Origin of the sequence: Streptococcus sp. 20925_1_69 (assembly GCF_041432365.1) — a bacterium.
Lineage (GTDB): Bacteria > Bacillota > Bacilli > Lactobacillales > Streptococcaceae > Streptococcus.
On the sequence record NZ_JAPVZL010000002.1, the window covers coordinates 81,976 to 106,682 of the forward strand.

Here is a 24,707-nt window from a genome sequence, read left to right on the forward strand (position 1 = left end):
CAAACAGCGCTTCTTGAGAAATCTAATCTTACAATTTCTCACGCGCAGCTTTAGCTGCTTCAACAAGGCGGATCAAGCTTTCTTTTGTTTCTGGAATACCACGTGTTTTCAAACCACAGTCTGGGTTGATCCAAACTTTCTTGCTTGGCACTTTAGCAAGGATAGCTTCGATAGTATTATCGATTTCGCCTTCGTTCGGCACACGAGGTGAGTGGATATCGTAAACCCCAGGTCCCACTTCAGTTTGGAAGTTTTTCGCTTTGAGTTCGTCCAAGATTTCAAGGTTTGAACGGCTAGCTTCAAAGGAAATAACGTCCGCATCCATGTTGTCGATAGCTGGGATGATATCTGTAAATTCTGAGTAACACATGTGAGTGTGGATTTGTGTATCTGGCGCTACTGTTGAGTGTACCAAGCGGAAGGCAGGAATTGCCCAGTCAAGGTAGTCTTCGTACCAGTCGCTACGACGAAGTGGCAATTTTTCACGAAGAGCAGCCTCGTCGATTTGGATGATTTTTACACCAGCAGCTTCAAGGTCAAGCACTTCATCCTTGATAGCAAGGGCGATTTGAAGAGTAGAATCCTTGATAGAGATGTCTTCACGTGGGAATGACCAGTTAAGAATTGTAACAGGTCCAGTCAACATACCTTTAACAGGTTTGTTTGTACGGCTTTGTGCATAGCTAGACCATTTAACAGTGATTGGGTTAAGACGAGTGACATCACCCCAGATGATTGGTGGTTTAACCCCACGCATACCGTAAGATTGTACCCAACCATTTTTAGAGAAGAGGTAACCTGACAAGTTTTGACCGAAGTACTCAACCATGTCATTACGCTCAAATTCACCGTGAACAAGGACATCAAAGTCGATATCTTCTTGCCATTTGATCCATTCATCGATCGTTTCAGCAAGGAAAGCGTCATACTCTTCTTGAGACAATTCACCTTTACGGTAAGCCAAACGTTTAGCACGAACTTCTTTAGTTTGAGGGAATGAACCGATAGTTGTTGTTGGAAGAGCTGGAAGTTTGAAAGCTTCTTCTTGGATAGCTTCACGTTCTGCAAAGGCTGGCAAACGAGTGTAGTCAGCGTCTGTCAAGCCAGCGATACGAGCACGAAGTTCAGCATTAACACCAACACGCTCAGTCGCAAAGAGTTCTTTGTTGGCTGCAAGTGCTTCTTCACCTTGACCGTTGCGGATAGCATCCAAATCACGAATCTCATCCAATTTTTCAACTGCAAAGGCAAAGTGGTTCAAGATAGCTGGTTCAAATTCTTCATTAGCAGTTGTAAATGGCACATGAAGAAGTGAGCATGAGCTAGTCAATACGATGTTTTCAGCTGGGATTTGTTCAAGAACAGCCAAGCTCTTTTCGTAGTTGTTGCGCCAGATGTTTTTACCATTGACGATACCTGCATAGAGAGTCTTGTCAGCTGGGAAACCACCTTTAACCAATTCAAGAGTTTTCTTACCTTCAACGAAATCAAGACCGATAGCATCTACTGGCAAATTCACAAGGTCAGCGTAAACGTCACGAACGTCACCAAAGTAAGTTTGAAGCAAGACTTCAAGACCTTTTTTGTCAGCCAAGAGTTTGTTGTAAAGGTTCAAGAAGAGAGCTTTTTCTTCAGCTGTCAAATCTTTTACAAGAGCCGCTTCATCCAATTGGATGCGAGTTGCACCAAGATCCGCCAATTTAGCAAAAACTTCTTGGTAAGCAGCTACTAAGCTGTCTACAAAGTCTTCTGCTTTCACGCCTTCTTCAAAGTCTGACAATTGAAGGAAAGTGAATGGACCTACGAGGACTGGGCGAGTGTTCAATCCAAGTTCTTTTGCTTCTTGGAACTCATCAAAAATCTTGTGACCTGCAAGTTTAACTTGAGTGTCTTTTTCAAATTTAGGAACGATGTAGTGATAGTTGGTGTTGAACCATTTCTTCATTGGGAGGGCGCGAACGTCTCCTTTTTCTCCTTGGTAACCACGACCCAAAGCGAAGTAGCGCTCAAGGTCAGACAAGTCCAAGTTTTGAACTGAAGCAGGTACCACGTTGAAAAGGAAGGCTGCATCTAGGAAGTTGTCATAGTGAGAAAAATCATTTGATGGAATTTCAGTGATGCCTTTTTCTTTGACAATATTCCAATGTTTAGCACGCAAGTCTTTTACTGCGGCAAGTAGTTCTTCTTCTGAGATTTCTTTTCTAAAGTATTTTTCAGTTGTAAATTTTAATTCGCGGAATTCGCCCAAACGAGGGAAACCGATGATTGTAGTTGACATGATGTGTCCTCCAAAATTTGTTGTTGAAACTATCTTAACAGAAAAGGAATCATCTGTATAATTGTAAAAAATTAGGCTTTGATATAGTTTGAAACTATATCTCCGTTTTAGACAAAAGAAAAAGACCTGAGACAAATACCTCAAATCCTTTGTGTAGCTTATTTTATAGCTCTATTCCAGTTAGGCTGTTCAAACACGTTATTAGTAATTCTTATAAGTGACTATGACTTGTTATTAGAAAAGACTATAACTGATGCTAGTCAACTTTTCCCCTGTTCGAGTGGGACGACTACTAGTGTCTTTCCTAAACTGGCTAGGACTTTTAAGACTGTGTCCAACTGAGGACTAGTCTTACCTGTTTCCAGCCTAGCTATGACAAGTTGACTTACTCCACTAAGTTCTTCTAGTTTTTTCTGACTGATACCCTGCTCATGTCTAGCTTCTATCAACTCACCCATGATAGCCACTCGCATATCACTTTCAAGAATTTCCTCCTTGGTAAAGAGTTCTGACCTGACATCCTTCCAGTTACTCCCAATAGCACTATTCTTCATCACTTAACCCTCTTTCTTTTAAGTCTATGTATTTTTTGAAAAAATGAGCGGAATATGAGCGAAAAAGAAATAATAATTACTAACCGTATGAAACTTTTTTCATCTTCTACAACTTTCGATAGATTCAAGAAACAAAGTAATAATTTTCTTTTAGTTCTCGGAAACGGTCAAAACCGAGAATACCCTCATTTTGTAATCTGCCTAAAACGACGCTAGGGTGAATATCTATCTCCTCAGAAAAGTGAAGAATGTCTGACTTATCAAAGTTTCCTTTTTTGACAAAAGCTTGATAGTCTTCCGGTCTAATCAAGAAATCTTTTGCAAACTGGTCTGCCTGTTCCTCAGAACGAAGATAGGTTTCACTGTTTCCTTCATCAGATGAAAAATCATTTTCCAGAATATGCCCAATCTCATGAAAAAGTGAGAACCAGAAAATATCGGATGCTTTGTTTCTATCCGTGAGTAAAAGCAAGGCACTGCCATTACTGAATTTTTTAGTCGCTCCATTCAGATTGGCATTTGGTAAGGCAGGTAGACCGACTAGGACAACCCCACACTCTAACAAAATATCAGACAAGCGTTGAGGAAATTCTTCTGGGTCTTGTCTGGTCAACTTTCTCAAAGCAGGTAAGCTTCTCTCAAGCTTTCTACGATTGAGCTTAGTGCTCGTTATATCACGCGCTTTTTTAGACGCCAACTCCAACATAATATTGGAGTTGACTATACTTTTAGTCGTAAACTCACGTGTATTCCGATAGCTGACTAGATGGTTAAAAGATGTAAGGTTTTCTAAATTTGCCACACCTAGAATCTTACGAAGTTCGACGATCTTTTCTTTCAAAGTATAGCGTTTGTCTGGAACGTAGCCTTTTTCCTTAAAATACTTGAAATCAATCATCTCACAGATTTCTTTCTCGCTACCTTCTTCAAGCTCTCTTTCCTCTGCAATCTCAGCCACTTTTACATCATAAGCATTCTGAAGATTGAGCCAAGTTTGCATGGAAACTCCGCTTAGCTTGGCTAACTTATGAGCCGTCTCTTTACTAATGGACTCCTCAGCGTTGACCAGCTTGCTGACAGTCTTTGCTGAAACCCCCAAACGCTCGGCAAATTCTTTCTGCGTTACGTTATAATCTTCAATCAACTCTTCAACATACTGACCTGGATGAAAAGCAATCAGGTCTTTGTATTCAACAATTTTATTACTCATAGTGATTGCTGACCTCCTCTATTTTTAGGATTTCGATTTCAATAGGACTTGGAAACACCTTTTCTAAATCCTCCTCACGAAATTCTACAATCAACCGATAGGAACTCCTTCGACCATCTATATCCAAAGCAAACTGCCCCTGTCTCTTTCCCTTTAGTTGGTGAAAGTGATATTTAGGAAAAACTGTCACACTAGCCAAAGAATCCGCTGCTTCCAAAAAGTTGATCAACTGATGCAACTTTACAGCAACCTTTTCCGAAAAATCTTTTTTCGCTCTCCTCAGCTCTGTGCACTGCTTTTTAACAGTTTTATTTTTATAGATAAGCTTCATAGATCCCTTTTCATTGAATTAAATTACCTTTTTGGTAATTTAATTATAACATAAATCAATAATAAAAACCAGCCAAAGGTAGATTTAGCCAGTTTTTACTTGAATACAATTACTTTTTCAGTTTAAAAGTACATTTTTTATAATCAATTACAATATTTGGATCGATATTCGGAAGAAATACGTTGAATAAAGATCTTTCTTTCGTCACTGCTTGCAAGTGAACTCCAATCGGAATCACATCAGCTTTGTTTCGATAAACGGGACGGGAAGCCATACAAACTGACTCCGTTACTACTGTATTTTTAATAATTTTTTCAAAATGCCATTGGCTAAATTTATTTATTTTTTCTTCCTCTTCCTCCTTAACATCTTTCCCCATATTGCTCCAAGCTGTTTGGATAAATAAAGATTTCAAGGCTTTGTAATCGTGTCCTTTAATCTCCTTATCACCACCTAAAGAGCATGCGATTATATGACCTCGATGAAAATAAACTTCATAATCTTTATTTTTATTTATTTTATTCCATCCTGCCGGATTTCCAAGACTCGGACGATTTTTCTTCTTATCCATTAATCCTTCTTGATTTTTAATATCTTTATAATCATTTTTATTGATATAAAAAACAGCACCTTTGGGCCTCTTAGCTAACTCCAACGAATGTGGAATAATATAACCTGATTCATCCTTACTCATATGATGAATTGTTGCGATATTTTTATTTACTACAAAATAATTTGATTCATTCTGATATTCAGCTATATTTGTACAATACTGAACTCGTTCTCCGACAAATGTAGTAATTTGTTCAATAGAAATATGAATCAAATCTAAAATTTCTTGCTCTGACATCGAAAAATCCTTTTTCATTTTTCTTCTCCTACTCCGCCCTTACTCATCCACTCTCTACAGAAGTAAAAGCACTTTCATAAATTAAGTAAGATATGAATCTAACTTTCTGATTTGAAAAACAAAGCATCTCAAACCAATTACAACCTAAATTCTTATTCACATCTGTGGATTTCAAAATTAGAATCTGTTATTATTTTCTAGCTGTAATAAAACGTTACAATTTTAAAATCATAAATTGTTTTATTCCTTATAACGGATTTATTTTATCCATTGTAATACCTATCAATTAGTTTTAGTCGTTTTTCAGACTTCTGTAAAATTTCTTTGTCAAATTCTATACCTGTGGAATCTATGCTTTGAATATATGGTTCAATCCATTCAACATCATCAAAATCAAAACCATATCTCAAAAGCCATATCTGTTTATCCGAATCAGTACCATATTTGATTAATTTAACTAATTTTTCGGCTCTTAGATCTTCCGTTTTTTCAAAGTATTTATAGAAAAGAGCTACAAATATATCTTCTAATCTAAAATTTAGAATCTTATCTAAATAGTCATAAGTATCAAAAACAATTAAATCATAGTTAACATCACTCGCTTTGGTTCCTTGAGGAAAAAGAGGAAATGAAGACAAACTCTTATTTGGAATATCACTACAAGGCATCACAAATTGAGAATCTAATTCACTATTATCAATTGATGGATTTTCTCTTTCTTTTTTTCGACTCACATATGCATATCTATAGAAACAAATATCTTTGAAGGATTTTCCAAATATCCTCCAGATCATTATTTGAACGCTAGTATCAATTACAGATTTTTCGCCATTGGATAATATTCTTCCGATATGTAACTCATAAACTTTCTCAAATTCATTAGATAATTTTCTATTATCGATCTGCTTTAATTCTCTAAAATCGTTACCTGTAAATAAACATTCAATAATATTATGAGCTAGACTTAAACCATCATCTGTAGACAATACCTCAATCTGTTTTGGCGTTAAATTATACTCATCTGAAAAACTGCCGTCATTAATTGATTCTCTAAATTCTTCCAAATCGCTCAAATTGCCTGAAAGGGTATCATCCAATAATGATTTACTTCTTAATTTACTCGGACTATGCATTATTTTTCGAAAAGCTGATATATTAGAATGTCTGATAATTACAGTTCCATAATCAAACTTCTTATATAATGTACTTCGACCTGCTCGCCCAATAATATTTTTTATAGCTAACGGCTTTGATTCCGTAAAATGATTCAAATAAACTAAATCAAAAGGCATATTTATCCCTTGTTCTAAAGTAGATGTAGCAAAACAAATTTTACAAAAACCTGATTTAGTAAACTTTTCAATTAAGCTTCTAACTCTTAAAGGCATAGAACCGTGATGAGTCACAACTCCTATCTTAAGAAATTTAATTACTTCAGAATATCTATCTTCATTTATATCATCGCTACCACCAATGATATCGGCTATTTCAGCTATAATTTCCAACGCCTCTGGATCAGATAATACTTCACAAAAACGAAGATACTTTTCAAATTCTTTAAATATTTTACGACTAAGTATACTAGTTTTCGTACAAAATACTAGTACACTTCCATTCTCACTTAGAACCATTTCAATTGGGTCATAATCACATTTCACTCTACTTTTACCCATAATGTTCTTATCAATACCAAAGTGATAAAAGCTATTATCTTTATCTAGAGAATAGAATATTTGTCCAACATTTTTTATGTTAAAGTTTCTTGCATTTGATTGTTCTTGTTCAAAATTATTCTTTTCAAACTGTGCATTAGGATTTTCAATAAATGGATGAGCAAATATAAACTTTGTTCCTGGAAAACTACGTTTTGCTCGTCTAATAATACTATCAAAATATAAACCACGAGCACTTTTTTCATCACCTAATTGAGCTTCATCAAATAAAAAAAAGTCAACATCAAAATCATTTTTGAATTTAAATAAATCTTTACATCTTTCAGGAGTTAAAATAAAAATATTCCTTATTGCATGTTTAGTATTTATTTTATCAACGAAGGTTAAAAGATTTATATCAGAGGAAGTAAACTGATCATTTAATAATTCAAAGTATTCATTAATCAATGCTCTTGATGGCACTACTATTACTACATCCTTATCACTTTCCTCAATTAATTTTCTAAAAACGAATGATTTACCAGTACTTGTAGGTGCAGAGAAACTGAAATATTTATTACTATGAGTTTCATCGACAATTTTTGATTGAACAGGAGTATATTTTATGTTGTATTCATCTTCAATATGCCTTTGATACATACCAAAAACAACTTCTAAGAGTGATTCTGTACCTAAATCTTTAAAGTGCAGGCCCATAAATTTTAAAATTTGATGTTCATACAGTCTGAATAGTTCTGGATTAAATATTTTTATATAACATAAAATTTCTAAATCTGTAGTAGAAGTGGGGCCGTTTTTATATATCGATTCAATCGTTAACTTCAAAATCTCTTCGACATTTTCGTTAGATATAATTTTTTTTATTATATTTTCCATTAAACGTTCACCGCGATTAAAATTATTTCCCTATGATGCTTTATTTTATTAAAATGATCGTTATTTAAAATATTATCAATTAAAGTTTCTGACTTAATACTTGTAGCAGAAAAAGCGCATGTAAAAGCTTTATTATTTTGAGTATGATTATTCAAGGATAAATCAGAAACAAATTTATCTATGTCATTTAAATCAGAAGTATCTCTTTCTTCCATAATAAATCGTTCTATTTGCTCCAATGCTCTGCCATATCCATTACTATTCGAAACATATTTGGCCTCACCAAATACAATAAATTGAGATAACGTTTCAGAAAAAAAATCAAATCCATGATTACCTGAAATCTTCTGTTTAAACAATTCAGCTAAAGGTATATCACGATATTCTAATTCTTTAACAATTGCTAGTCTAGATAATTCTGATACTACTGTTTCTCCTATATCAGTAGTAACTTTATCTTGTGCAAAATTATTTAAATTATTTGATAAGTGCTCAGCAGTTTTACTAGCCCTAATTTTAAAAGATTTTTTTATATATTCTTTGTCAAAAGTCTCAATCCAGGAAAGATTGTTTAGTGAACAAATAATATCATTAATTGTAACCTTTAAATCACTGGGTTCTATTCTAATAAAAATCACGTTTGGAAGGGAATATCCTTTGTCTGATATCTTAAAGCATTCAATTACATCCCCCATAAAAAAATCCTCTCTATACTGTGACTCTACTCCACCTTCACCTGTCCATTCATCAGCATTGGCAAGAGCCAATCGCGCAGTTGGGTGAGTTCTTGATTTTGTCTTTTATTTTTAGAAATCAAATCTATCAATGGACTGTAAACTTTAACAAACTCATCGACTACCTTTTTATTATACGGCGATACTATATTATTAACATCGCCAATTGTAATATATTTAATAATAGAACCATTAGATCCCTTGCGAAGTTTTTCGACCGACTGTAAACATGCCATATACATGAATATCAACATATTTTCATCTTCAGATTGTATTACATAGGTGCGCTGATATGCTTCAAATTTTCCCTCAGTAAAATTCACATAAAAATTACCATTCCCAGCAATTAAAATCGCTTTACCTTCAAACGAAAATTCATCAGATTTTATTGGATTATTGGAAGTAGTCCAAAAATCATATTTCCCATTCTCTGTTCCGAAATTGGCATCTCTTTTTCCTGTAGTAATTTGAAGTTCACCTAATCTTGCCACTCCCCACCCTTCTGGGATTTCGCGTTTGAGTTCTGGGTGATAGACCATCTTTCCGCCTGATGATTTGTAGGGTTTGCCATTCTGGTCTGGGAAATCAAACTGCACAAACCAGTAGTCATAGAGGGTCTTAGCCATGTCTTCCAACTCTTGGTTGATTTGGTTGTTGATTTGGATTTTTTGGTCAATATTATCTAATATTTTTGAAATTTTATTACAATCATCAGATAGTTTTATCGGTAATTTTCCTATTGCTTCTTTGGTCAAAGCGTTTCTAGTTCCACCAACTTTAGATATCTGTAACAAGTACTTTTTCATGTATTGAAGATAATACATGACATACTTAGATTCCTCTGTATTCTTACATCGAATTATAGAAACATGTTGGTTTACTCTAGCTGGTAATATTTCTTCTGGAACAACTGTACATCTTGCAATAGAGTCACCAGTAATATTTAATAATATATCATTCTTTTCTACAATCACATTATTTAACTTTTCAGCTTGATTATCATTTATGAAAGCCAAATTTTCTGTAGAAAAATCCATATCCAAAACATTTTGACTCCTGATAAAAGATATTCCACTATCAGAATAGACAGAATTCCCGCCTCTCGGAGTTGAGCCACTTCCAATTTTAGAAGTGATACTACTTAATGCTTTCCATTCACTCATACTTCAACCCCTTCATTTGCTCTGTAATCTCCTGCTCTAGTGCATGCGATTGCTGGAAGAGATCGGTGAGTTTGTTTTGAAAGGCGGTCATCTTGGCTTCAAACTCTTCTGCTGTGATATCCACGTAGTCGATCTTGATATCAAAGTATTGGCCTGCGCTAAGAGAGTAGTTTTTCTCCTTGATGTTCTCATAGGAGACGGTGACAGAAAAGTCCTCGACGACTTCTTTCTTGATAAAGGTCTCGACGATCTTCTGCTCTTCCTCAGGAGACAGCACAGTCTTTTGGTTCTTACCTTCCTTGACCTTGGTTCCCAGGTTTGAGGCATCGATGAGAACGACATCGCCCTTGTTTTTCTTATCGATAAAGAGGATAGAGACGTTGGTACCTGTCGTCGCAAAGATATTGGACGGCATAGAGACAACACCTGCCAGCATTTCATTGTCCACCAAGTGTTGACGGATGGTCTTGTCAATCCCTGACTGGGCTGTGATAAATCCTGTCGGTAAGACAACAGCCGCTTGCCCATCTGCCTTCAAGGAATAGATGATATGCTGAACAAAGAGCTCATAGATCGCCATCTTGTCCTTAGACTTGGCAGGAACCTTTGGCACACCTGCAAAGAAACGATCACTAGATTCTGGCAAGGTCTCCACTCGGTCACGCCACTCTGAAAAGTCTAGCTTGAAAGGAGGGTTAGAGACGATATAGTCCATCTTTTCAGGATGACGGTTAGCGATAATGGTATTCCCTTGTACGATATTATGAATGGAGTGTTGCAGTCCATTCAAGATCAGATTTAGTCGGAGGAGATTAGATGATTTTTGCGAGATATCCTGACTATAGACAGTAGTCTTATCCACACCGATACGACTAGCCAAGTTCATCAGCAAGGTCCCCGAACCAGCAGACGGGTCATAGATCCGCACGTTTGATGGTTGGTCGTTTCCCACAAGGATATCAGCGATAATCTTTGCCACAGAGTGAGGCGTGTAGTACTCAGCATACTTACCACCTCCATCTTTGTTGTAGTCCTTAATCATGTACTCAAAGAGAGTAGAGAAAAAGTCGAAACCCTGTGAAAAAATGGTCTCATCAAACTTAACGCGCGCAATGAGATTGATGATAGCTTTTGCCACTTCGTTGCGTTTACTGCTATCTGAGATGGTATCTGTAATCAGACGCTCATCAAATAGACGAATAGCTGTGTCACCGTCCGTATGAACAGAGAAAATATCGTTATTATCAATGGCGATCTGGTTGAGGGTATTTTCAAAACTCTCGTAGAAAGTCGCTTCATTTTGCTGACGGTGAAGCGTTTCAATCAACTGGTCAGGCTTGAGCCAAGCCGTACTGGTACCGATATCCTCCAAGAGCCAGTCATAGTCATCTTCACTCAAAGTCAACAAGTGCTCATAAGTATTAACTTCATCCAGCACCTTGGCTTGATATAAAAACTTATCATTTAAAAACTTGTAGAGGAAGGACTGGGTGAGGAGTTTGTACTCACCCGCTTCTCCTCCTAGTCCCGCATGGGTAAAGACCGCTTTCAAATCATCTACCAAGTCTTGGACTTGGACTTTGTATGTTTCATTCATTAGTGTTGGTATTCCTCTTCATATCCTTCAAATAACGACTCGACGATATAATTAAAATCCTGTCTTGTCAAACTACTTGCAGATTGGTTAGTTTTCATTTCAATCCGAGTTTCTTCTCGAATCATTTTCTTGAGAAAGTCCTCGTTGTCGAGCACTCCTTGATTTTGACCGATTTTACGGTCTAGTCTGACTTTAGAACCCTTGATAACATGGTAAATAGCAGGAAAATCACTGACCATAGTCGAGTTGGTTACGTGTTTGTAGGAACGTGCTGCCATTTCATCTCCGTCAAAATTCATCGTCAAACGTCTCATATGAGTATGATAATCTTCCACTGACTTAAAGAGCTCTTCGTACTCTTTTTGAATTTCTTTGATGTTTTCTATAGTGTAGCCTTCTTGCCTATGAATCAGGTGTTTTTTCATGATGCGCTGGAATTCTTCGTAGAGAGAGACCCACTCAGGATCTTTCTCATCACGCTCTTTTATGATTCCTCCAGCAACTCGACGCTTCAAATCTTCTAGGTCATTGGCTGCTAGACGAAGTTCTTCCTCCGCAATCTTGATAAAACTAAAACTGGTCTCAGACATGGCAAGATTTAAAAGGGTGCGACTAGAAAAATCATCTGGCTTATCTATTAGGGACAAGGTCAGCAAACGTCTTGAGATGACATTGAGCAGAGTTGCAATCTGAGCAATATCAATCTGCTTAATCAAATGGTCATAACCAAGTAAGCGGGCGATATTATAGTACTGCTTAACCGATTCTAAGGCTTTTCGTAGTTCATTTAGTTGCTTTCTATCTTTGATATCATCAATTGATTGAGAAAAGAACTCTAGATTAGAGGTTGGATAGTCCATGAGGATGCGCTCTGTCTTACTGATTTCCTGAGAAATTTCCTCAGCTGGCACAAAGAGCGAGCCAAACACATCCTCTCCATTTTCCCCAGTCAGGGTCGTATCATACTCTTGATTGAGTTCTTCTAGATAAGCACGATTGGTTTTGTCAAATTCTTTAGAAATATCCGCAAAATCAACTACATAGCCAAAGAGATAGTCCTTGTAAGGACGATTTACACGAGTCAAAGTCTGGAGAAGGTTATGAGCCTTAATCTTGCGACCTAGATAGAGACGCTTGAGGCGAGGCGCATCAAAACCTGTCAGGAGCATCGAATAGACGATAATGAGGTCAATCTTACCTTCTTTATAGGCATCCACCTTTTCCTTTTTCTCTTCCTTGTCTCCCTCATCATGGAGGATGAGAGCAGAGGTCAAGTTGGTTGTTCCAGCCTTTCGTCGTTCTTCTAACTGCTTTTCAAGCTCACGCGCCTGCTTGGACGAATCACAGACAATCATACCACCAATGGTCTGGTCATCAAAAACCAGATCACGCGCACGATTAAAGTCCTCCAGAATAAAATCAAGCATAGGTTCCACATAGTGCGGATGAGCAAAGATATCTTCTTTTGACAGATCTCCACGTTGGATTTCTTCATTGATGGCTCTGAGATTATCTTTATAGGACGTCTCGATATCTTCTCGCATCAAACGTAAGGTAAAACCATCATATATAGACTGGTTGTAGTAGTATTTATGGATATAATCTCCAAAAATATCACGTGTAGTCGCATGGCTTTCCTTGGTCTTACCATCTTTCTTGTAGGTAATCAAGGGAGTCCCAGTCAAGGCAATCTTGATCGCATTGGTATCTGCCTGATAGAGATTTGGCAGGTAGGAACCTCGTTCGTTATAAGAGCGGTGGGCTTCATCGATAAAGTAGATATTTTGACGATTGAGATCATAGCCAGAGCGGTCGGTCAGGTCTGAATCATCTTTGAACTTCTGTATATTGACAACGGCAACATCATAACCATCTTGTTTTTGATTGAGTTCTCGAGGATTGTTGATGCGCTTAACTTTTAGACCTCTTTTGGTAAATTCCTTAAAGGCTTGATCTGCCAAATCCAAGCGATCAACGACAAAGTAAAACTGCGGAACAATCCCCTGTTTTGAAAAATAATTGGTCAGATAGCGGATATTGAAGAAAGCCAGGGCAGTCTTACCTGAGCCCTGTGTATGCCAGATAACACCTTTTTTGACACCTTTTGCGATGGTTTCTTCGATAGCTCTTGTCGCAAAGTATTGCGGATAGCGCATAACATGCTTCTGCAATTGTATCTGCCCTTCCTTGCTTTCTTCTTCTACATAGACCAGCCCAAATCGAAGCATGAAAAGCAGGCGTTCTTTTTGATACAAAGAAGATAGGAAAGTATTGCAGGGAGTGTCGGGCTGTAAGTTTGTTGTAAATTCTGGTTGAGATTTGAGAGCAAAACGCTTCACATCCTCAAGTACGAAATCAATTTGTTCATCTGTTAAAGGTACAATTGAATTAAGAAAATCTACTTCTCTTTCTTCCTTGAAAGCATTAAACTTGGTTTTTGAATAGGCATTTGAACCGTAGTAAGAACCTTGTTTTTGTTGACCTTGGCCACTAATAAAAGGCAAATTGTCAGATAGAGCTATCAACTGGGTAATATTGTTAAAACGACGGAACTTACGATTTTCAAAACGGTATCTAGTCCTGTCCTGTTCGGACTGAATCCCTGTCTTTCCATCTCGGATAGCATTGGGTTGTTTAACTTCGATATAAGAAAGAGGAAGCCCATTGATAAATACAACTATATCCGGACGAAATTCATCTTGTCCATTTTGACAAGTGACTTCAAGCGCCAGATGGAAGGTATTGGCTTCAGGATTTTCCCAATCGATATAAACAGCACCTTCTTGTCCCTGTATCCTTTTAAAGAAGGAACGCCCTAAATCATTTTGATCCAGTTCCAGCTTGATATTGGCCAATTCTCTCTCAAAATCTTCATCTGTTAAATAGTTATTAAATGTTAAAAACTGCTCTTTAAAAACAGATACAAGAATATTGGTATCTGGGTCTCTTTCTTCAATTTCTTTACTATTACGAGAAAGATAGGTATAACCCATTCGCATCAAATGCAGAGCTGCTGGGATTTGTACTCTTGTTAATTCAGAAAAATCTTTTCGTCTTGCCATCGCAAACCTTCCTTACGCTTCATTTGAACTATTCATATCCTGAAATTTCCAAATTTTATACTAGGTCTATTATAGCATGTTTAGCCTCAAAATCCATCACTCTTCCCATTGCAAAAGCAATCTTCCCCTTTCTCCTCCAAAATATGGTATAGTAGAATTATACTATCTATGAGGAGTTTACATGTCACAGGATAAACAAATGAAAGCTGTTTCTCCCCTTCTTCAGCAAGTTATCAATATCTCATCGATTGTCGGTGGGGTTGGGAGTTTGATTTTCTGTATTTGGGCTTATCAGGCGGGTGTTTTACAGTCTAAGGAAACCCTCTCTGCTTTTATCCAGCAGGCAGGCATCTGGGGGCCACCTCTCTTTATCTTTTTACAGATTTTACAAACGGTCGTCCCTATCATTCCTGGGGCCTTGACCTCGGTGGCTGGGGTCTTTATCTACGGTCACATCATCGGGACTATCTACAACTATATCGGGATTGTGATTGGCTGTGCCATTATCTTTTATCTAGTGCGCCTCTATGGGGCTGCCTTTGTCCAGTCTGTCGTCAGCAAGCGCACCTATGACAAGTACATCGGTTGGTTGGATAAGGGTAATCGTTTTGACCGTTTCTTTATCTTTATGATGATTTGGCCCATTAGTCCAGCTGACTTTCTCTGTATGCTGGCTGCCCTGACCAAGATGAGCTTCAAGCGCTATATGACCATCATCATTCTGACCAAGCCCTTTACTCTCGTTGTTTATACCTACGGTCTGACCTATATTATCGACTTTTTCTGGCAAATGCTTTGACACGTAAAAAATCCGTTTGGTTTCCCAAGCGGATTTTGTGCTTTATTTTGAAACTTCTTTTGCAAGGACAAAGTTTCCAAGAGTAGCAGAACCATTTCCTGCGACTGCTGGTGTTACGATGTAATCACGCACATCTGGAACTGGTAGGTAACCGTTGAGCAAGGATGTAAATTTCTCGCGGACACGATCCAACATGTGTTGTTGAGCCATGACCCCTCCACCAAAGACAATCACGTCTGGGCGGAAAGTCACTGTCGCATTGACCGCTGCTTGAGCGATATAGTAGGCTTGGACATCCCAAACAGGGTTGTTGAGTTCAATATTTTCTCCACGTACACCTGTACGAGCTTCCAAACTTGGACCAGCTGCATAGCCTTCCAGACATCCCTTATGGAAAGGACAAACACCCTTAAACTCTTTTTCAATATCCATTGGGTGTCTAGCAACATAATAATGACCCATTTCAGGGTGACCCACACCGCCAATAAACTCACCACGTTGGATAACACCTGCACCGATACCTGTACCGATTGTGTAGTAAACCAAGTTTTCAATACGAGCACCAGCATTGTTACGAGCAACTACTTCACCATAGGCAGAGCTGTTTACGTCAGTAGTGAAGTACATTGGCACGTTTAGGGCACGGCGAAGAGCACCAAGCAAGTCCACATTTGCCCAGTTTGGTTTTGGAGTCGTCGTGATAAAGCCATAAGTTTTTGAGTTTTTATCAATATCAATCGGACCAAATGAACCAACTGCAAGACCAGCAAGATTATCGAATTTTGAGAAGAACTCGATGGTTTTATCGATTGTTTCGATTGGAGTTGTTGTTGGAAATTGTGTTTTTTCTACAACGTTAAAGTTTTCATCACCGACAGCACAGACAAACTTTGTACCGCCCGCTTCCAAGCTTCCATATAATTTTTTCATGATAAACCTCTTGTTTTTATTTTCTTTATTATAGCATATTTCGAAAATCTAAATTTCTCTATTTTTTAGATTTTCCTCTGTAAATCTTACCATTCAAGCAAAAACGAACAAACATGTCATTTGTTCGTTTTCATTTTGAGAGGATTAATTAGATTTTCACTTCAATAACGGCATCTCCCTTCGCAACTGAACCTGTTGCGACTGGAGCTACTGAAGCGTAGTCAGCTGTATTTGTAACGATAACCATTGTTGTATCATCAAGTCCAGCTGCAGCGATTTTGTTTGAGTCAAATGTTGCAAGAACATCGCCTGCTTTCACCTTGTCACCTTGAGCAACTTTTGCTTCAAAACCTTCACCGTTCATTGTTACAGTGTCGATACCAACGTGGATCAAGACTTCAGCACCGTTAATCGTTTTCAAACCGAAGGCATGTCCTGTTGGAAAGGCGATTGAAACTTCAGCATCAGCTGGTGCATATACCACACCTTGACTTGGTTTCACAGCGATACCTTGTCCCATAGCTCCACTTGAGAAGACTGGGTCATTGACATCAGCAAGAGCTACAACATCACCGACGATAGGAGTTACAAGTGTTTCATTTTGAAGAGCTGCTGGAATGTTACCAGTTGTTTCTTCTTGGACCAAACGTTCTGTCTCTACTTCAGTAGCAACCTCTTTTTCATCCTCATAACCAAACATATAAGTAAGAGCGAAACCAAGGGCAAATGATACGGCTACCATGAAAAGGTATTGGGCAAGTTGTCCGTTACCGATGTAAAGCATTGTACCAGGGATGATGGTGATACCACTACCATTACCTGCAAGTCCAAGGATAGAAGCCAATCCACCACCGATTGCACCAGCAATCAATGAAAGGAAGAATGGTTTACGGAAGCGCAAGTTTACCCCGAAGATAGCAGGCTCTGTAATACCTAGGAAGGCAGAAAGAGCAGCTGGGAAAGCAAGTGTTTTCAGTTTTGGATTCTTAGTTTTAACACCAACCGCAACAGTCGCAGCACCTTGAGCTGTCATAGCAGCTGTGATGATAGCGTTGAATGGGTTAGCATGGTCAGCAGCAAGCAATTGAACTTCAAGCAAGTTGAAGATGTGGTGCACACCTGACACGACAATCAATTGGTGAACCCCACCAATCAAGAAACCACCAAGACCAAATGGTAAGCTAAGGATCGCTTTTGTAGCGATAAGGATGTAGTTTTCAACGACGTGGAAAACTGGTCCAATGACAAAGAGTCCAAGGATAGACATGACCAAAAGTGTCACGAATGGGGTTACCAAGAGGTCAATGACATCTGGAACAACCTTGCGGACAGCTTTTTCAAATTTTGCTCCGACAACCCCGATGATGAAGGCTGGAAGAACTGAACCTTGCAAACCAACAACAGGAATGAAACCAAAGAAGTTCATAGCAGTTACTTCACCACCTTGAGCAACTGCCCAAGCATTTGGAAGTGAGCCAGAAACAAGCATCATACCAAGAACGATACCAACGGCAGGATTTCCACCGAATACACGGAAGGTTGACCAAACAACCAAACCTGGCAAGATGATGAAGGCTGTATCTGTCAAGATTTGTGTGTAAGTTGCAAAGTCTCCTGGAAGTGGCATTTCAAGAGCGATGAAAAGACCACGAACACCCATGAAGAGACCTGTCGCTACGATAACTGGGATGATTGGAACGAAAACGTCACCGAAAGTACGGATAGCACGTTGGAACCAGTTCCCCTGTTTAGCAGCTTCTGCTTTCATGTCATCTTTAGAGGATGTTGGCAAACCAAGTGCAACAACTTCATCGTACATTTTGTTAACTGTACCTGTACCAAAGATGATTTGGTATTGACCTGAGTTAAAGAAAGCACCTTGAACTTTTTCCAAGTTCTCAATCACTTCTTTATTGATTTTTCCTTCATCTTTGACCATGACACGTAGACGAGTCGCACAGTGGGCAACACTGTTGACATTTTCACGTCCGCCCAAGGCATCGATGACTTTTTTTGCAATTTCCTGATTGTTCATTTGCAAAAATCTCCTTATAAAAAATTTTATTCTTGTTTGAAAGCGATTTTATTCGCCCTACGACTTTTATTTTATCATGTTTTAGAAATATGTCAAGCGTTTTGCAGAAAAATATTCTATCCACATAGTATCCTTACCTTGGTTTGATTGATTTTGACTGTTTTAACAGATATTCCTTAAAAAAATAAGTTTAAAATCTCTGTTATCAGGATTCTATTTCATTATCTTTCATATTTTTGTGAAAATTCGATTGATTTCCTGCATTTATTTTATGACAATCGTTTGACAGTTTTTTCTCTTTTTTAACATAAAAGGCTTGCATTTTTTATCGAAAACGGTTACTATTAAAAGTGATAAGATTTTTGGAGGAATGAATGAATGGAATGGACAACTGAGCGTCGTTACAGACTTTATCAAGATTGGACGCAAGAAGAAATTCAAAATATTAAGAAAAATATGGCACAATCTCCATGGCATACTCATTACCATGTTGAGCCAAAAACAGGACTTCTCAACGACCCAAATGGCTTTTCTTACTTTGATGGGAAGTGGGTTGTTTTTTATCAGAACTTTCCTTTTGGTGCAACCCACGGTTTGAAATCTTGGGTTCAATTGGAAAGCGAGGACTTGGTTCACTTTAGAGAAACTGGAGTCAAAGTTTTGCCTGATACTCCATTAGATAGCCATGGTGCCTACTCTGGTTCTGCCATGCAGTTTGGCGATAACTTGTTCCTATTTTATACAGGAAATGTTCGCGATGAAAACTGGATTCGTCACCCTTACCAGATTGGAGCTTTGATGGATAAGGATGGCAAGATTACAAAGATTGACAAGATCTTGATTGACCAGCCAGTTGACTCTACTGACCACTTCCGCGATCCGCAAATTTTTAACTTTAAAGGTCAATATTATGCCATCGTGGGTGGTCAAGACTTGGAGAAAAAAGGCTTCGTCCGTCTTTATAAGTCTGTAAACAACGACTACACAAACTGGCAAACAGTTGGCGACCTTGACTTTGCTAACGACCGTACTGCCTACATGATGGAATGTCCAAATCTGGTCTTTGTAGGGGAGCAACCTGTCCTTCTCTACTGTCCACAAGGATTGGATAAAGATGTTCTAGACTACGATAATATCTATCCAAATATGTATAAGATTGGGACTTCCTTTGACCCTAAAAATGCCAAAATGGTAGATGTGTCTCAACTTCAAAACATGGATTATGGTTTCGAAGCCTATGCAACTCAAGCTTTCAACACTCCTGATGGACGTGCTCTAGCTGTTAGCTGGCTTGGTTTGCCAGATGTTTCATATCCATCTGACCGTTTTGACCACCAAGGAACCTTCTCTTTGGTCAAAGAACTCACTATCAAAGACGGCAAGCTCTACCAATACCCTGTCGCAGCTGTCAAGGACCTTCGTGCCTCTGAAGAAGCCTTCTCAAACCGTGCCCAAACTAAGAACACTTACGAACTTGAACTCAACTTGGAAGCTAATAGCCAGAGCGAGATTGTCCTACTTGCTGATAAAGAAGGTAAGGGACTTTCAATCAACTTTGACCTTGTAAATGGTCAAGTGACAGTGGATCGTAGCCAGGCTGGTGAACAGTATGCCCAAGAATTTGGAACAACTCGCTCTTGCCTTATCGATAATCAAGCTACTACTGCTACGATTTTCATCGATAACTCTGTCTTTGAAATTTTCATCAATAAAGGAGAAAAAGTATTTTCTGGTCGTGTCTTCCCACATGCGGACCAAAATGGTATCCTGATCAAATCTGGAAACCCAACTGGAACTTACTATGAATTAGATTATGGTCGCAAAACTAACTGATGTCGCCAAACTTGCAGGCGTCAGCCCTACTACCGTTTCTCGGGTTATCAATAAAAAAGGTTATCTATCTGAGAAAACCATCCAAAAAGTCAATGAAGCCATGCGAGAATTGGGCTATAAACCCAACAACCTAGCTCGTAGTCTGCAAGGAAAATCAGCTAAGTTAATCGGTTTGATTTTCCCAAATATTTCCAACGTTTTCTACGCAGAATTGATTGATAAGCTGGAACACCAACTCTTCAAAAATGGTTACAAGACCATCATCTGCAACAGTGAGCACGATTCTGAAAAGGAACGTGAATACATCGAAATGTTGGAAGCCAATCAGGTGGATGGCATCATTTCTGGTAGTCACAACTTGGGAATCGAAGACTACAATCGCGTGACGGCACCAATTATTTCCTTCGACCGAAATCTGTCACCAGATATTCCTGTCGTTTCCTCTGACAATTATGCTGGTGGAGTTCTTGCTGCCCAGACCTTGGTTAAGACAGGCGCCCAGTCTATCATCATGATTACAGGAAATGACAATTCTAACTCACCAACTGGACTACGCCACGCTGGTTTTGCCTCTGTACTCCCCAAAGCTCCTATTATCAATGTGTCCAGTGACTTTTCTCCTGTCAGAAAAGAAATGGAAATCAAGAATATCTTGACTCGACAAAAGCCAGATGCCATCTTTGCTTCAGATGATTTGACAGCTATTCTGGTTATTAAAATCGCTCAAGAACTGGGCATTTCTGTCCCAGAAGAACTTAAAGTCATCGGCTATGATGGGACCTACTTTATCGAGAATTACTACCCTCAACTAGCTACTATCAAGCAACCTTTGGAAGAGATAGCCTGCCTCACTGTTGACCTCCTCTTGCAGAAGATTGAAGGCAAGGAAGTCGCCACAACAGGTTACTTCTTACCAGTTACCTTATTACCAGGAAAAAGTATTTAAGCACAAGAAAACTCAGACCTGCCTTCGTCTGAGTTTTTTCATGATCTTAAGTTTTCTAGATAGCGCTGGGCTGTCTCTAGGTTAAAGGTTTTATCTGCGATCAGACGCTCAACTAGGGGAGCAACTTCAGACTCACTAGCACCTGCTAAGAGAGCTAAAGATTTGGCCTGCAATTTCATGTGGCCTTGCTGGATGCCTGTACTTACCAAAGCTTTGAGGGCCGCAAAGTTTTGGGCAAGACCGATAGACACTATAATCTGGGCTAATTCTTTGGCAGAAGGATTTCCCAGTAGTTCATGACTGAGGGCTACACGAGGGTTGAGACCGATAGAACCGCCCTTGGTCGCTACAGGCATAGGCAAGGTCATCTCACCGACCAATTCTTCTGTGTCCGTATCTAGACTCCATCGACTAAGACCTTGGTAGCGTCCATCTCGATTGGCAAAAGCATGAGCTCCCGCCTCAATGGCACGCCAGTCATTACCAGTGGCAATCAAAATGGCATCAATACCGTTAAAAATTCCTTTATTGTGGGTAGTTGCTCGATAAGGATCAGCCTGCGCAAACTGACTAGCCAAGGCAATTTTCTCTGCAATTTCTCGTCCGTGATCCTTTTGACGGCTCAAGTAGCGAAAGGCGATACGACAGCTTGCAGTCACCAGAGAATCGGTCGCGTAATTAGACAGGATTCCCATGAGACTTTGTCCTTGACTAAGTTCTTCTAAGACAGGCTTCAAGGCTTCCAGCATGGTGTTGAGCATATTGGCTCCCATGGCTTCCTGGGTATCGACATGAAGATAAACAACGAGAAAGTCTGTTTCACCTTTGATCTGCTCAACATGCAAATCACGCGCCCCACCCCCGCGTTTGACGATAGAAGGATAGGCTTGATTGGCAAGTTTCAAGAGCTCAGTCTTTTTGTTTGCAATCTTCTCTTGCGCTTGTTCAGGATCAGCAACTTGATAAAGGGCTACCTGCCCAATCATCTGGCGCTGATGAACCTGAGCAGTAAAGCCACCTGCTCGCTTGATGATTTTACTTGCATAGCTGGCCGCAGCAACCACGGACGGTTCTTCTGTTACATAGGGAACGGTGTATTCCTGACCGTTGACAAGAACCTCTGGAACCAGCGAATAAGGCAGTGAAAAAGTTCCCACCACATTCTCACTCAGCTGGTCTGCCACAGTCACACTCATCTGCTCATCCTGCTCCAAACTCTCTTGTCTCTCAGGACTAAGGAGCGCCTGAGCTTTTAACTGCTCGAGGCGCTCTTGGTATGATTTTTTAGAAAATCCATTCCAACTTATCTTCATTATTTTTCAACCTTGCTATAACGGCGTTGGTGGTCAACAATTTCAATCAAGGCAAAATCTTGATTTTCATAGCCAGCAAACTGGGCAGAATTTGTTTCATCTAAGTCTACTTCCTCAAAGAAGACTTTTTCATAGTCTGCAACAGACAGGGCAGTTCGTTGGTCGAGCTTATTCAAACGGTCTTTATCCAGATAAGATTCATATCCTTCAACCAATTCACCACTGAAGAACTCAGCCACAGCACCACTTCCATAACTATAAAGGGCAATTTTATCGCCAGCCTTCAAGCTATCTGTATTTTCTAAGAGAGACAAGAGTCCGAGGAAGAGAGATCCTGTGTAGATATTCCCCACCTTTTGACTGTAGAGAATAGACTGGTCAAAATGCTTTTGCAAGAGGTCTTTTTTCTCTTGAGACAAGCTCTTATCCATGATTTTTTTCAAGCCTTTTAGCGCTAATTTAGGGTAAGGCAAGTGGAAGCAAACAGCCGCAAAATCATCTAAGGTAAGCTGGTAGCGTTTTTGGTATTCAAGCCAAGTCGTTTTCAAGCTATCCAAGTATTGTTGGGTAGAATAGACACCATTTACATACGGAGTTGTCGAGTAATTTGGACGCCAGAAATCCATGATATCACGGGTCTGGGCTACATTGTCATTATTAAAGGCCATAATGCGTGGATTTTGTGTAATCAACATAGCCACACTTCCAGCACCCTGAGTGGGTTCTCCTGGAGTTTCAATACCGTACTTGGCAATGTCACTGGCGATGACTAAGACTTTGGACTCTGGAGAATTTTCCACATGCAATTTGGCATAATGAAGGGCAGCTGTCGCTCCATAGCAGGCTTCTTTAATCTCGAAACTACGAGCAAAGGGCTGGATGCCCAGCAAGCCATGCACAAAGACGGCTGCAGCCTTACTCTGGTCAATTCCTGACTCAGTCGCCACAATGACCATATCAATTTCTTGTCTTTCTTTCTCAGTTAAAATAGAGTCACTTGCACTAGCCGCCAAGGTCACGATATCCTCAGTTAGGGGTGCAATACTCAGTTCCTTGAGCAAGAGTCCTTTGCTTAATTTTTCAGGGTCAATTCCCCTCGCTTCTGCTAAGTCTTGTAATTTCAAGACATATTGACTGGTCGCAAAACCAATCTTATCAATACCGATTGTCATATTTACCTCTGTTTTATCATTCATTGTAAAAAATCGTTCTATACTATTTTATCACAAATGGCAGTAAAAGAGAGAAAAAAGACTTGATTCACCAAATCAAGTCTCTTATTATTCTAACTTTTATGCTGTTTTTTTAAGTAGGAATACAATCTGAGAATTACTGTTCCACTAGCCATTCCAATAGAGATTACCAGAGCCAACATGACAACCAAGGTCGCACTAGCAATGGCATGATTGTAATCCCCTGTCACAAAAAAGGCAGTTGTCCGATAGGAGAGATAACCCGGAACCAGAGGCGCCAAGATGGCTAAGATAAAGACCACAGCAGGGGTCTTATAAAGAATACTCAAAATCTGGCTGACACAAGAACCAATAATGGCCGCAATGAAGGTGGCTACAATGACATTGGTTGGTTCCTTGAGCAAGAGATAGATTAGCCAGACAGCCATGCCCAAAATCCCGCCAGGTAAGAGCATAGAGCGTTGCACATTGAGTACGATTAAAAAAGTGATAATAGCAAGAAGACTTGCTACTGCTTGTAATAAAAAGGTTGTTAGTGTCATATTAGTTCATCAATACCAAGGCGACAGAAGTTCCTGCCCCTAAAGCTAGGGTAATGAGCAGGGATTCAAACATCTTGCTCATACCAGAATTTATGTGGTTAGTCATAATATCACGGACCGCATTGGTCAAGGCAATACCTGGTACAAAAGGCATGACCGCACCAGCTATAATCAAATCTGCCGTTGAAGGAAAACCTGTGTAGCGAGCCCAAAATTGGGCAATCATCCCAAAGACAAAGGCTCCAGCAAAGGCTGTCACAAAGGGAATTCGGATAAACTTCTCCACATAGAGAGAAAAGGCAAAACCAAATAAGGTCGCCACTCCTGCCCCAAGTGCGTCGTAGATATTTCCACTAAACATAATTGAAAAGAAAGGAGCACTAAAGGTCGCAGCCAGAGTTACCTGCAACTTGGTATAGGGAAGGGGTTGGGCTTGCAAGGCTGTCAATTGCTTGAAGGCTGTCTCTAAATCAAGCTTTCCACCTACCAACTGACGAGAAATCTGGTTGACATCGCAGACTTTTTCGATGTTATAAGAAGAGGAAGTCACGCGCTTCATGCGCGAAATATTGGTATTTTCAATGGAGAAAAAGATAGCGGCAGGCATGGCAAGAACATTGCAATCCACAATCCCCTGCGAATGCGCAATACGGATCATAGTATCTTCTACACGATGAATCTCTGAACCACTTTTTAAGAGAATGGTCCCTGCTAGCATAATCACATCGATGACGGCATTTAATTCTTTTGACTCTTCCATGCTTTCCTCCTTTTATCAACTCCTTCTA

The 24,707-nt window shown here is 39.3% G+C and carries 19 protein-coding genes; 3 read left to right on the forward strand and 16 right to left on the reverse strand.

Annotated elements, in window-relative coordinates; translation table 11 throughout:
• Nucleotides 1–28 precede the first annotated feature (28 nt).
• The 10 genes from metE to O3601_RS01870 all read right to left on the reverse strand — a co-directional run bounded on the left by metE (nt 29) and on the right by O3601_RS01870 (nt 14,328).
• Nucleotides 29–2,278: a 5-methyltetrahydropteroyltriglutamate--homocysteine S-methyltransferase gene (metE, locus tag O3601_RS01825; RefSeq protein WP_371470696.1), complete on the reverse strand. Its 2,250-nt coding sequence runs from the start codon at nt 2,276–2,278 to the stop codon at nt 29–31.
• A 260-nt stretch (nt 2,279–2,538) separates the two neighbouring features.
• Complete coding sequence (locus tag O3601_RS01830; protein ID WP_371470698.1) at nt 2,539–2,832, reverse strand: helix-turn-helix transcriptional regulator; 294 nt, start codon at nt 2,830–2,832, stop codon at nt 2,539–2,541.
• A gap of 124 nt (nt 2,833–2,956) precedes the next feature.
• Nucleotides 2,957–4,042 (reverse strand): HigA family addiction module antitoxin, encoded by a 1,086-nt coding sequence (locus O3601_RS01835; protein WP_371470700.1) that lies wholly within the window; start codon nt 4,040–4,042, stop codon nt 2,957–2,959.
• The gene (locus O3601_RS01840; RefSeq protein WP_371470701.1) at nt 4,035–4,373 is read right to left on the reverse strand and encodes an addiction module toxin RelE; all 339 of its coding nucleotides are present in this window, start codon (nt 4,371–4,373) and stop codon (nt 4,035–4,037) included. Before O3601_RS01840 ends, O3601_RS01835 begins: the two co-directional genes overlap by 8 nt.
• Before the next feature lie 109 nt (nt 4,374–4,482).
• Nucleotides 4,483–5,241, reverse strand: a complete 759-nt coding sequence (locus O3601_RS01845) for a DNA-entry nuclease (protein ID WP_371470703.1) — start codon at nt 5,239–5,241, stop codon at nt 4,483–4,485.
• 245 nt (nt 5,242–5,486) lie between these two features.
• A complete protein-coding gene (locus O3601_RS01850; protein WP_371470704.1) occupies nt 5,487–7,772 on the reverse strand; it encodes a DEAD/DEAH box helicase in 2,286 nt (761 codons plus the stop codon).
• Nucleotides 7,772–8,539: a hypothetical protein gene (locus tag O3601_RS01855; RefSeq protein ID WP_371470706.1), complete on the reverse strand. Its 768-nt coding sequence runs from the start codon at nt 8,537–8,539 to the stop codon at nt 7,772–7,774. The genes O3601_RS01850 and O3601_RS01855 overlap by 1 nt, the downstream gene beginning before the upstream one ends.
• Nucleotides 8,494–9,669: a restriction endonuclease subunit S gene (locus O3601_RS01860; RefSeq protein WP_371470707.1), complete on the reverse strand. Its 1,176-nt coding sequence runs from the start codon at nt 9,667–9,669 to the stop codon at nt 8,494–8,496. The genes O3601_RS01855 and O3601_RS01860 overlap by 46 nt, the downstream gene beginning before the upstream one ends.
• Nucleotides 9,662–11,266, reverse strand: a complete 1,605-nt coding sequence (locus O3601_RS01865; protein ID WP_371470708.1) for a class I SAM-dependent DNA methyltransferase — start codon at nt 11,264–11,266, stop codon at nt 9,662–9,664. Before O3601_RS01865 ends, O3601_RS01860 begins: the two co-directional genes overlap by 8 nt.
• On the reverse strand, nt 11,266–14,328 hold the full coding sequence (locus O3601_RS01870; protein WP_371470710.1) for a DEAD/DEAH box helicase family protein: 3,063 nt from the start codon (nt 14,326–14,328) through the stop codon (nt 11,266–11,268). The genes O3601_RS01865 and O3601_RS01870 overlap by 1 nt, the downstream gene beginning before the upstream one ends.
• 181 nt (nt 14,329–14,509) lie before the next feature.
• Between O3601_RS01870 and O3601_RS01875 the strand changes: the two genes are divergently transcribed.
• The gene (locus O3601_RS01875; protein ID WP_000076170.1) at nt 14,510–15,127 is read left to right on the forward strand and encodes a TVP38/TMEM64 family protein; all 618 of its coding nucleotides are present in this window, start codon (nt 14,510–14,512) and stop codon (nt 15,125–15,127) included.
• Between the two features lie 42 nt (nt 15,128–15,169).
• Here the strand turns inward: O3601_RS01875 and scrK are convergent, their stop codons facing one another.
• Together scrK and O3601_RS01885 are read right to left on the reverse strand one after the other, a co-directional pair.
• Nucleotides 15,170–16,057 carry a fructokinase ScrK gene (scrK, locus tag O3601_RS01880; protein ID WP_371470712.1) on the reverse strand — a complete coding sequence of 296 codons (888 nt, stop codon included), beginning with the start codon at nt 16,055–16,057 and terminating at the stop codon, nt 15,170–15,172.
• Nucleotides 16,058–16,205: 148 nt separating this feature from the next.
• On the reverse strand, nt 16,206–18,092 hold the full coding sequence (locus O3601_RS01885; protein ID WP_371470714.1) for a sucrose-specific PTS transporter subunit IIBC: 1,887 nt from the start codon (nt 18,090–18,092) through the stop codon (nt 16,206–16,208).
• Nucleotides 18,093–18,470: 378 nt separating this feature from the next.
• Between O3601_RS01885 and O3601_RS01890 the strand changes: the two genes are divergently transcribed.
• Together O3601_RS01890 and O3601_RS01895 are read left to right on the forward strand one after the other, a co-directional pair.
• Entirely contained in the window at nt 18,471–19,925 is a 1,455-nt protein-coding gene (locus tag O3601_RS01890; RefSeq protein ID WP_371470716.1) for a sucrose-6-phosphate hydrolase, read from the forward strand.
• Nucleotides 19,906–20,871 carry a LacI family DNA-binding transcriptional regulator gene (locus O3601_RS01895; protein WP_000226009.1) on the forward strand — a complete coding sequence of 322 codons (966 nt, stop codon included), beginning with the start codon at nt 19,906–19,908 and terminating at the stop codon, nt 20,869–20,871. The genes O3601_RS01890 and O3601_RS01895 overlap by 20 nt, the downstream gene beginning before the upstream one ends.
• A 38-nt stretch (nt 20,872–20,909) precedes the next feature.
• On the opposite strand, the gene O3601_RS01900 is transcribed toward O3601_RS01895, so the two are convergent.
• The 4 genes from O3601_RS01900 to O3601_RS01915 form a co-directional block, all read right to left on the reverse strand.
• Complete coding sequence (locus O3601_RS01900; protein WP_371470717.1) at nt 20,910–22,184, reverse strand: hydroxymethylglutaryl-CoA reductase, degradative; 1,275 nt, start codon at nt 22,182–22,184, stop codon at nt 20,910–20,912.
• Nucleotides 22,184–23,356 (reverse strand): hydroxymethylglutaryl-CoA synthase, encoded by a 1,173-nt coding sequence (locus tag O3601_RS01905; protein ID WP_371470719.1) that lies wholly within the window; start codon nt 23,354–23,356, stop codon nt 22,184–22,186. Before O3601_RS01905 ends, O3601_RS01900 begins: the two co-directional genes overlap by 1 nt.
• 113 nt (nt 23,357–23,469) lie before the next feature.
• A complete protein-coding gene (locus O3601_RS01910) occupies nt 23,470–23,919 on the reverse strand; it encodes a threonine/serine exporter family protein (protein ID WP_371470720.1) in 450 nt (149 codons plus the stop codon).
• A 1-nt stretch (nt 23,920) separates the two neighbouring features.
• The gene (locus O3601_RS01915) at nt 23,921–24,679 is read right to left on the reverse strand and encodes a threonine/serine exporter family protein (RefSeq protein ID WP_000392874.1); all 759 of its coding nucleotides are present in this window, start codon (nt 24,677–24,679) and stop codon (nt 23,921–23,923) included.
• Between the last annotated feature and the right edge of the window lie 28 nt (nt 24,680–24,707).

Bases quoted from the DNA above. Each gene is read 5' to 3' on its own strand.
- metE (WP_371470696.1), bottom strand. From the start codon at position 2,278: ATGTCAACTACAATCATCGGTTTCCCTCGTTTGGGCGAATTCCGCGAA.
- O3601_RS01830 (WP_371470698.1), bottom strand. From the start codon at position 2,832: ATGAAGAATAGTGCTATTGGGAGTAACTGGAAGGATGTCAGGTCAGAA.
- O3601_RS01835 (WP_371470700.1), bottom strand. From the start codon at position 4,042: ATGAGTAATAAAATTGTTGAATACAAAGACCTGATTGCTTTTCATCCA.
- O3601_RS01840 (WP_371470701.1), bottom strand. From the start codon at position 4,373: ATGAAGCTTATCTATAAAAATAAAACTGTTAAAAAGCAGTGCACAGAG.
- O3601_RS01845 (WP_371470703.1), bottom strand. From the start codon at position 5,241: ATGAAAAAGGATTTTTCGATGTCAGAGCAAGAAATTTTAGATTTGATT.
- O3601_RS01850 (WP_371470704.1), bottom strand. From the start codon at position 7,772: ATGGAAAATATAATAAAAAAAATTATATCTAACGAAAATGTCGAAGAG.
- O3601_RS01860 (WP_371470707.1), bottom strand. From the start codon at position 9,669: ATGAGTGAATGGAAAGCATTAAGTAGTATCACTTCTAAAATTGGAAGT.
- O3601_RS01865 (WP_371470708.1), bottom strand. From the start codon at position 11,266: ATGAATGAAACATACAAAGTCCAAGTCCAAGACTTGGTAGATGATTTG.
- O3601_RS01870 (WP_371470710.1), bottom strand. From the start codon at position 14,328: ATGGCAAGACGAAAAGATTTTTCTGAATTAACAAGAGTACAAATCCCA.
- O3601_RS01875 (WP_000076170.1), top strand. From the start codon at position 14,510: ATGTCACAGGATAAACAAATGAAAGCTGTTTCTCCCCTTCTTCAGCAA.
- scrK (WP_371470712.1), bottom strand. From the start codon at position 16,057: ATGAAAAAATTATATGGAAGCTTGGAAGCGGGCGGTACAAAGTTTGTC.
- O3601_RS01885 (WP_371470714.1), bottom strand. From the start codon at position 18,092: ATGAACAATCAGGAAATTGCAAAAAAAGTCATCGATGCCTTGGGCGGA.
- O3601_RS01890 (WP_371470716.1), top strand. From the start codon at position 18,471: ATGGAATGGACAACTGAGCGTCGTTACAGACTTTATCAAGATTGGACG.
- O3601_RS01895 (WP_000226009.1), top strand. From the start codon at position 19,906: ATGGTCGCAAAACTAACTGATGTCGCCAAACTTGCAGGCGTCAGCCCT.
- O3601_RS01900 (WP_371470717.1), bottom strand. From the start codon at position 22,184: ATGAAGATAAGTTGGAATGGATTTTCTAAAAAATCATACCAAGAGCGC.
- O3601_RS01905 (WP_371470719.1), bottom strand. From the start codon at position 23,356: ATGACAATCGGTATTGATAAGATTGGTTTTGCGACCAGTCAATATGTC.
- O3601_RS01910 (WP_371470720.1), bottom strand. From the start codon at position 23,919: ATGACACTAACAACCTTTTTATTACAAGCAGTAGCAAGTCTTCTTGCT.
- O3601_RS01915 (WP_000392874.1), bottom strand. From the start codon at position 24,679: ATGGAAGAGTCAAAAGAATTAAATGCCGTCATCGATGTGATTATGCTA.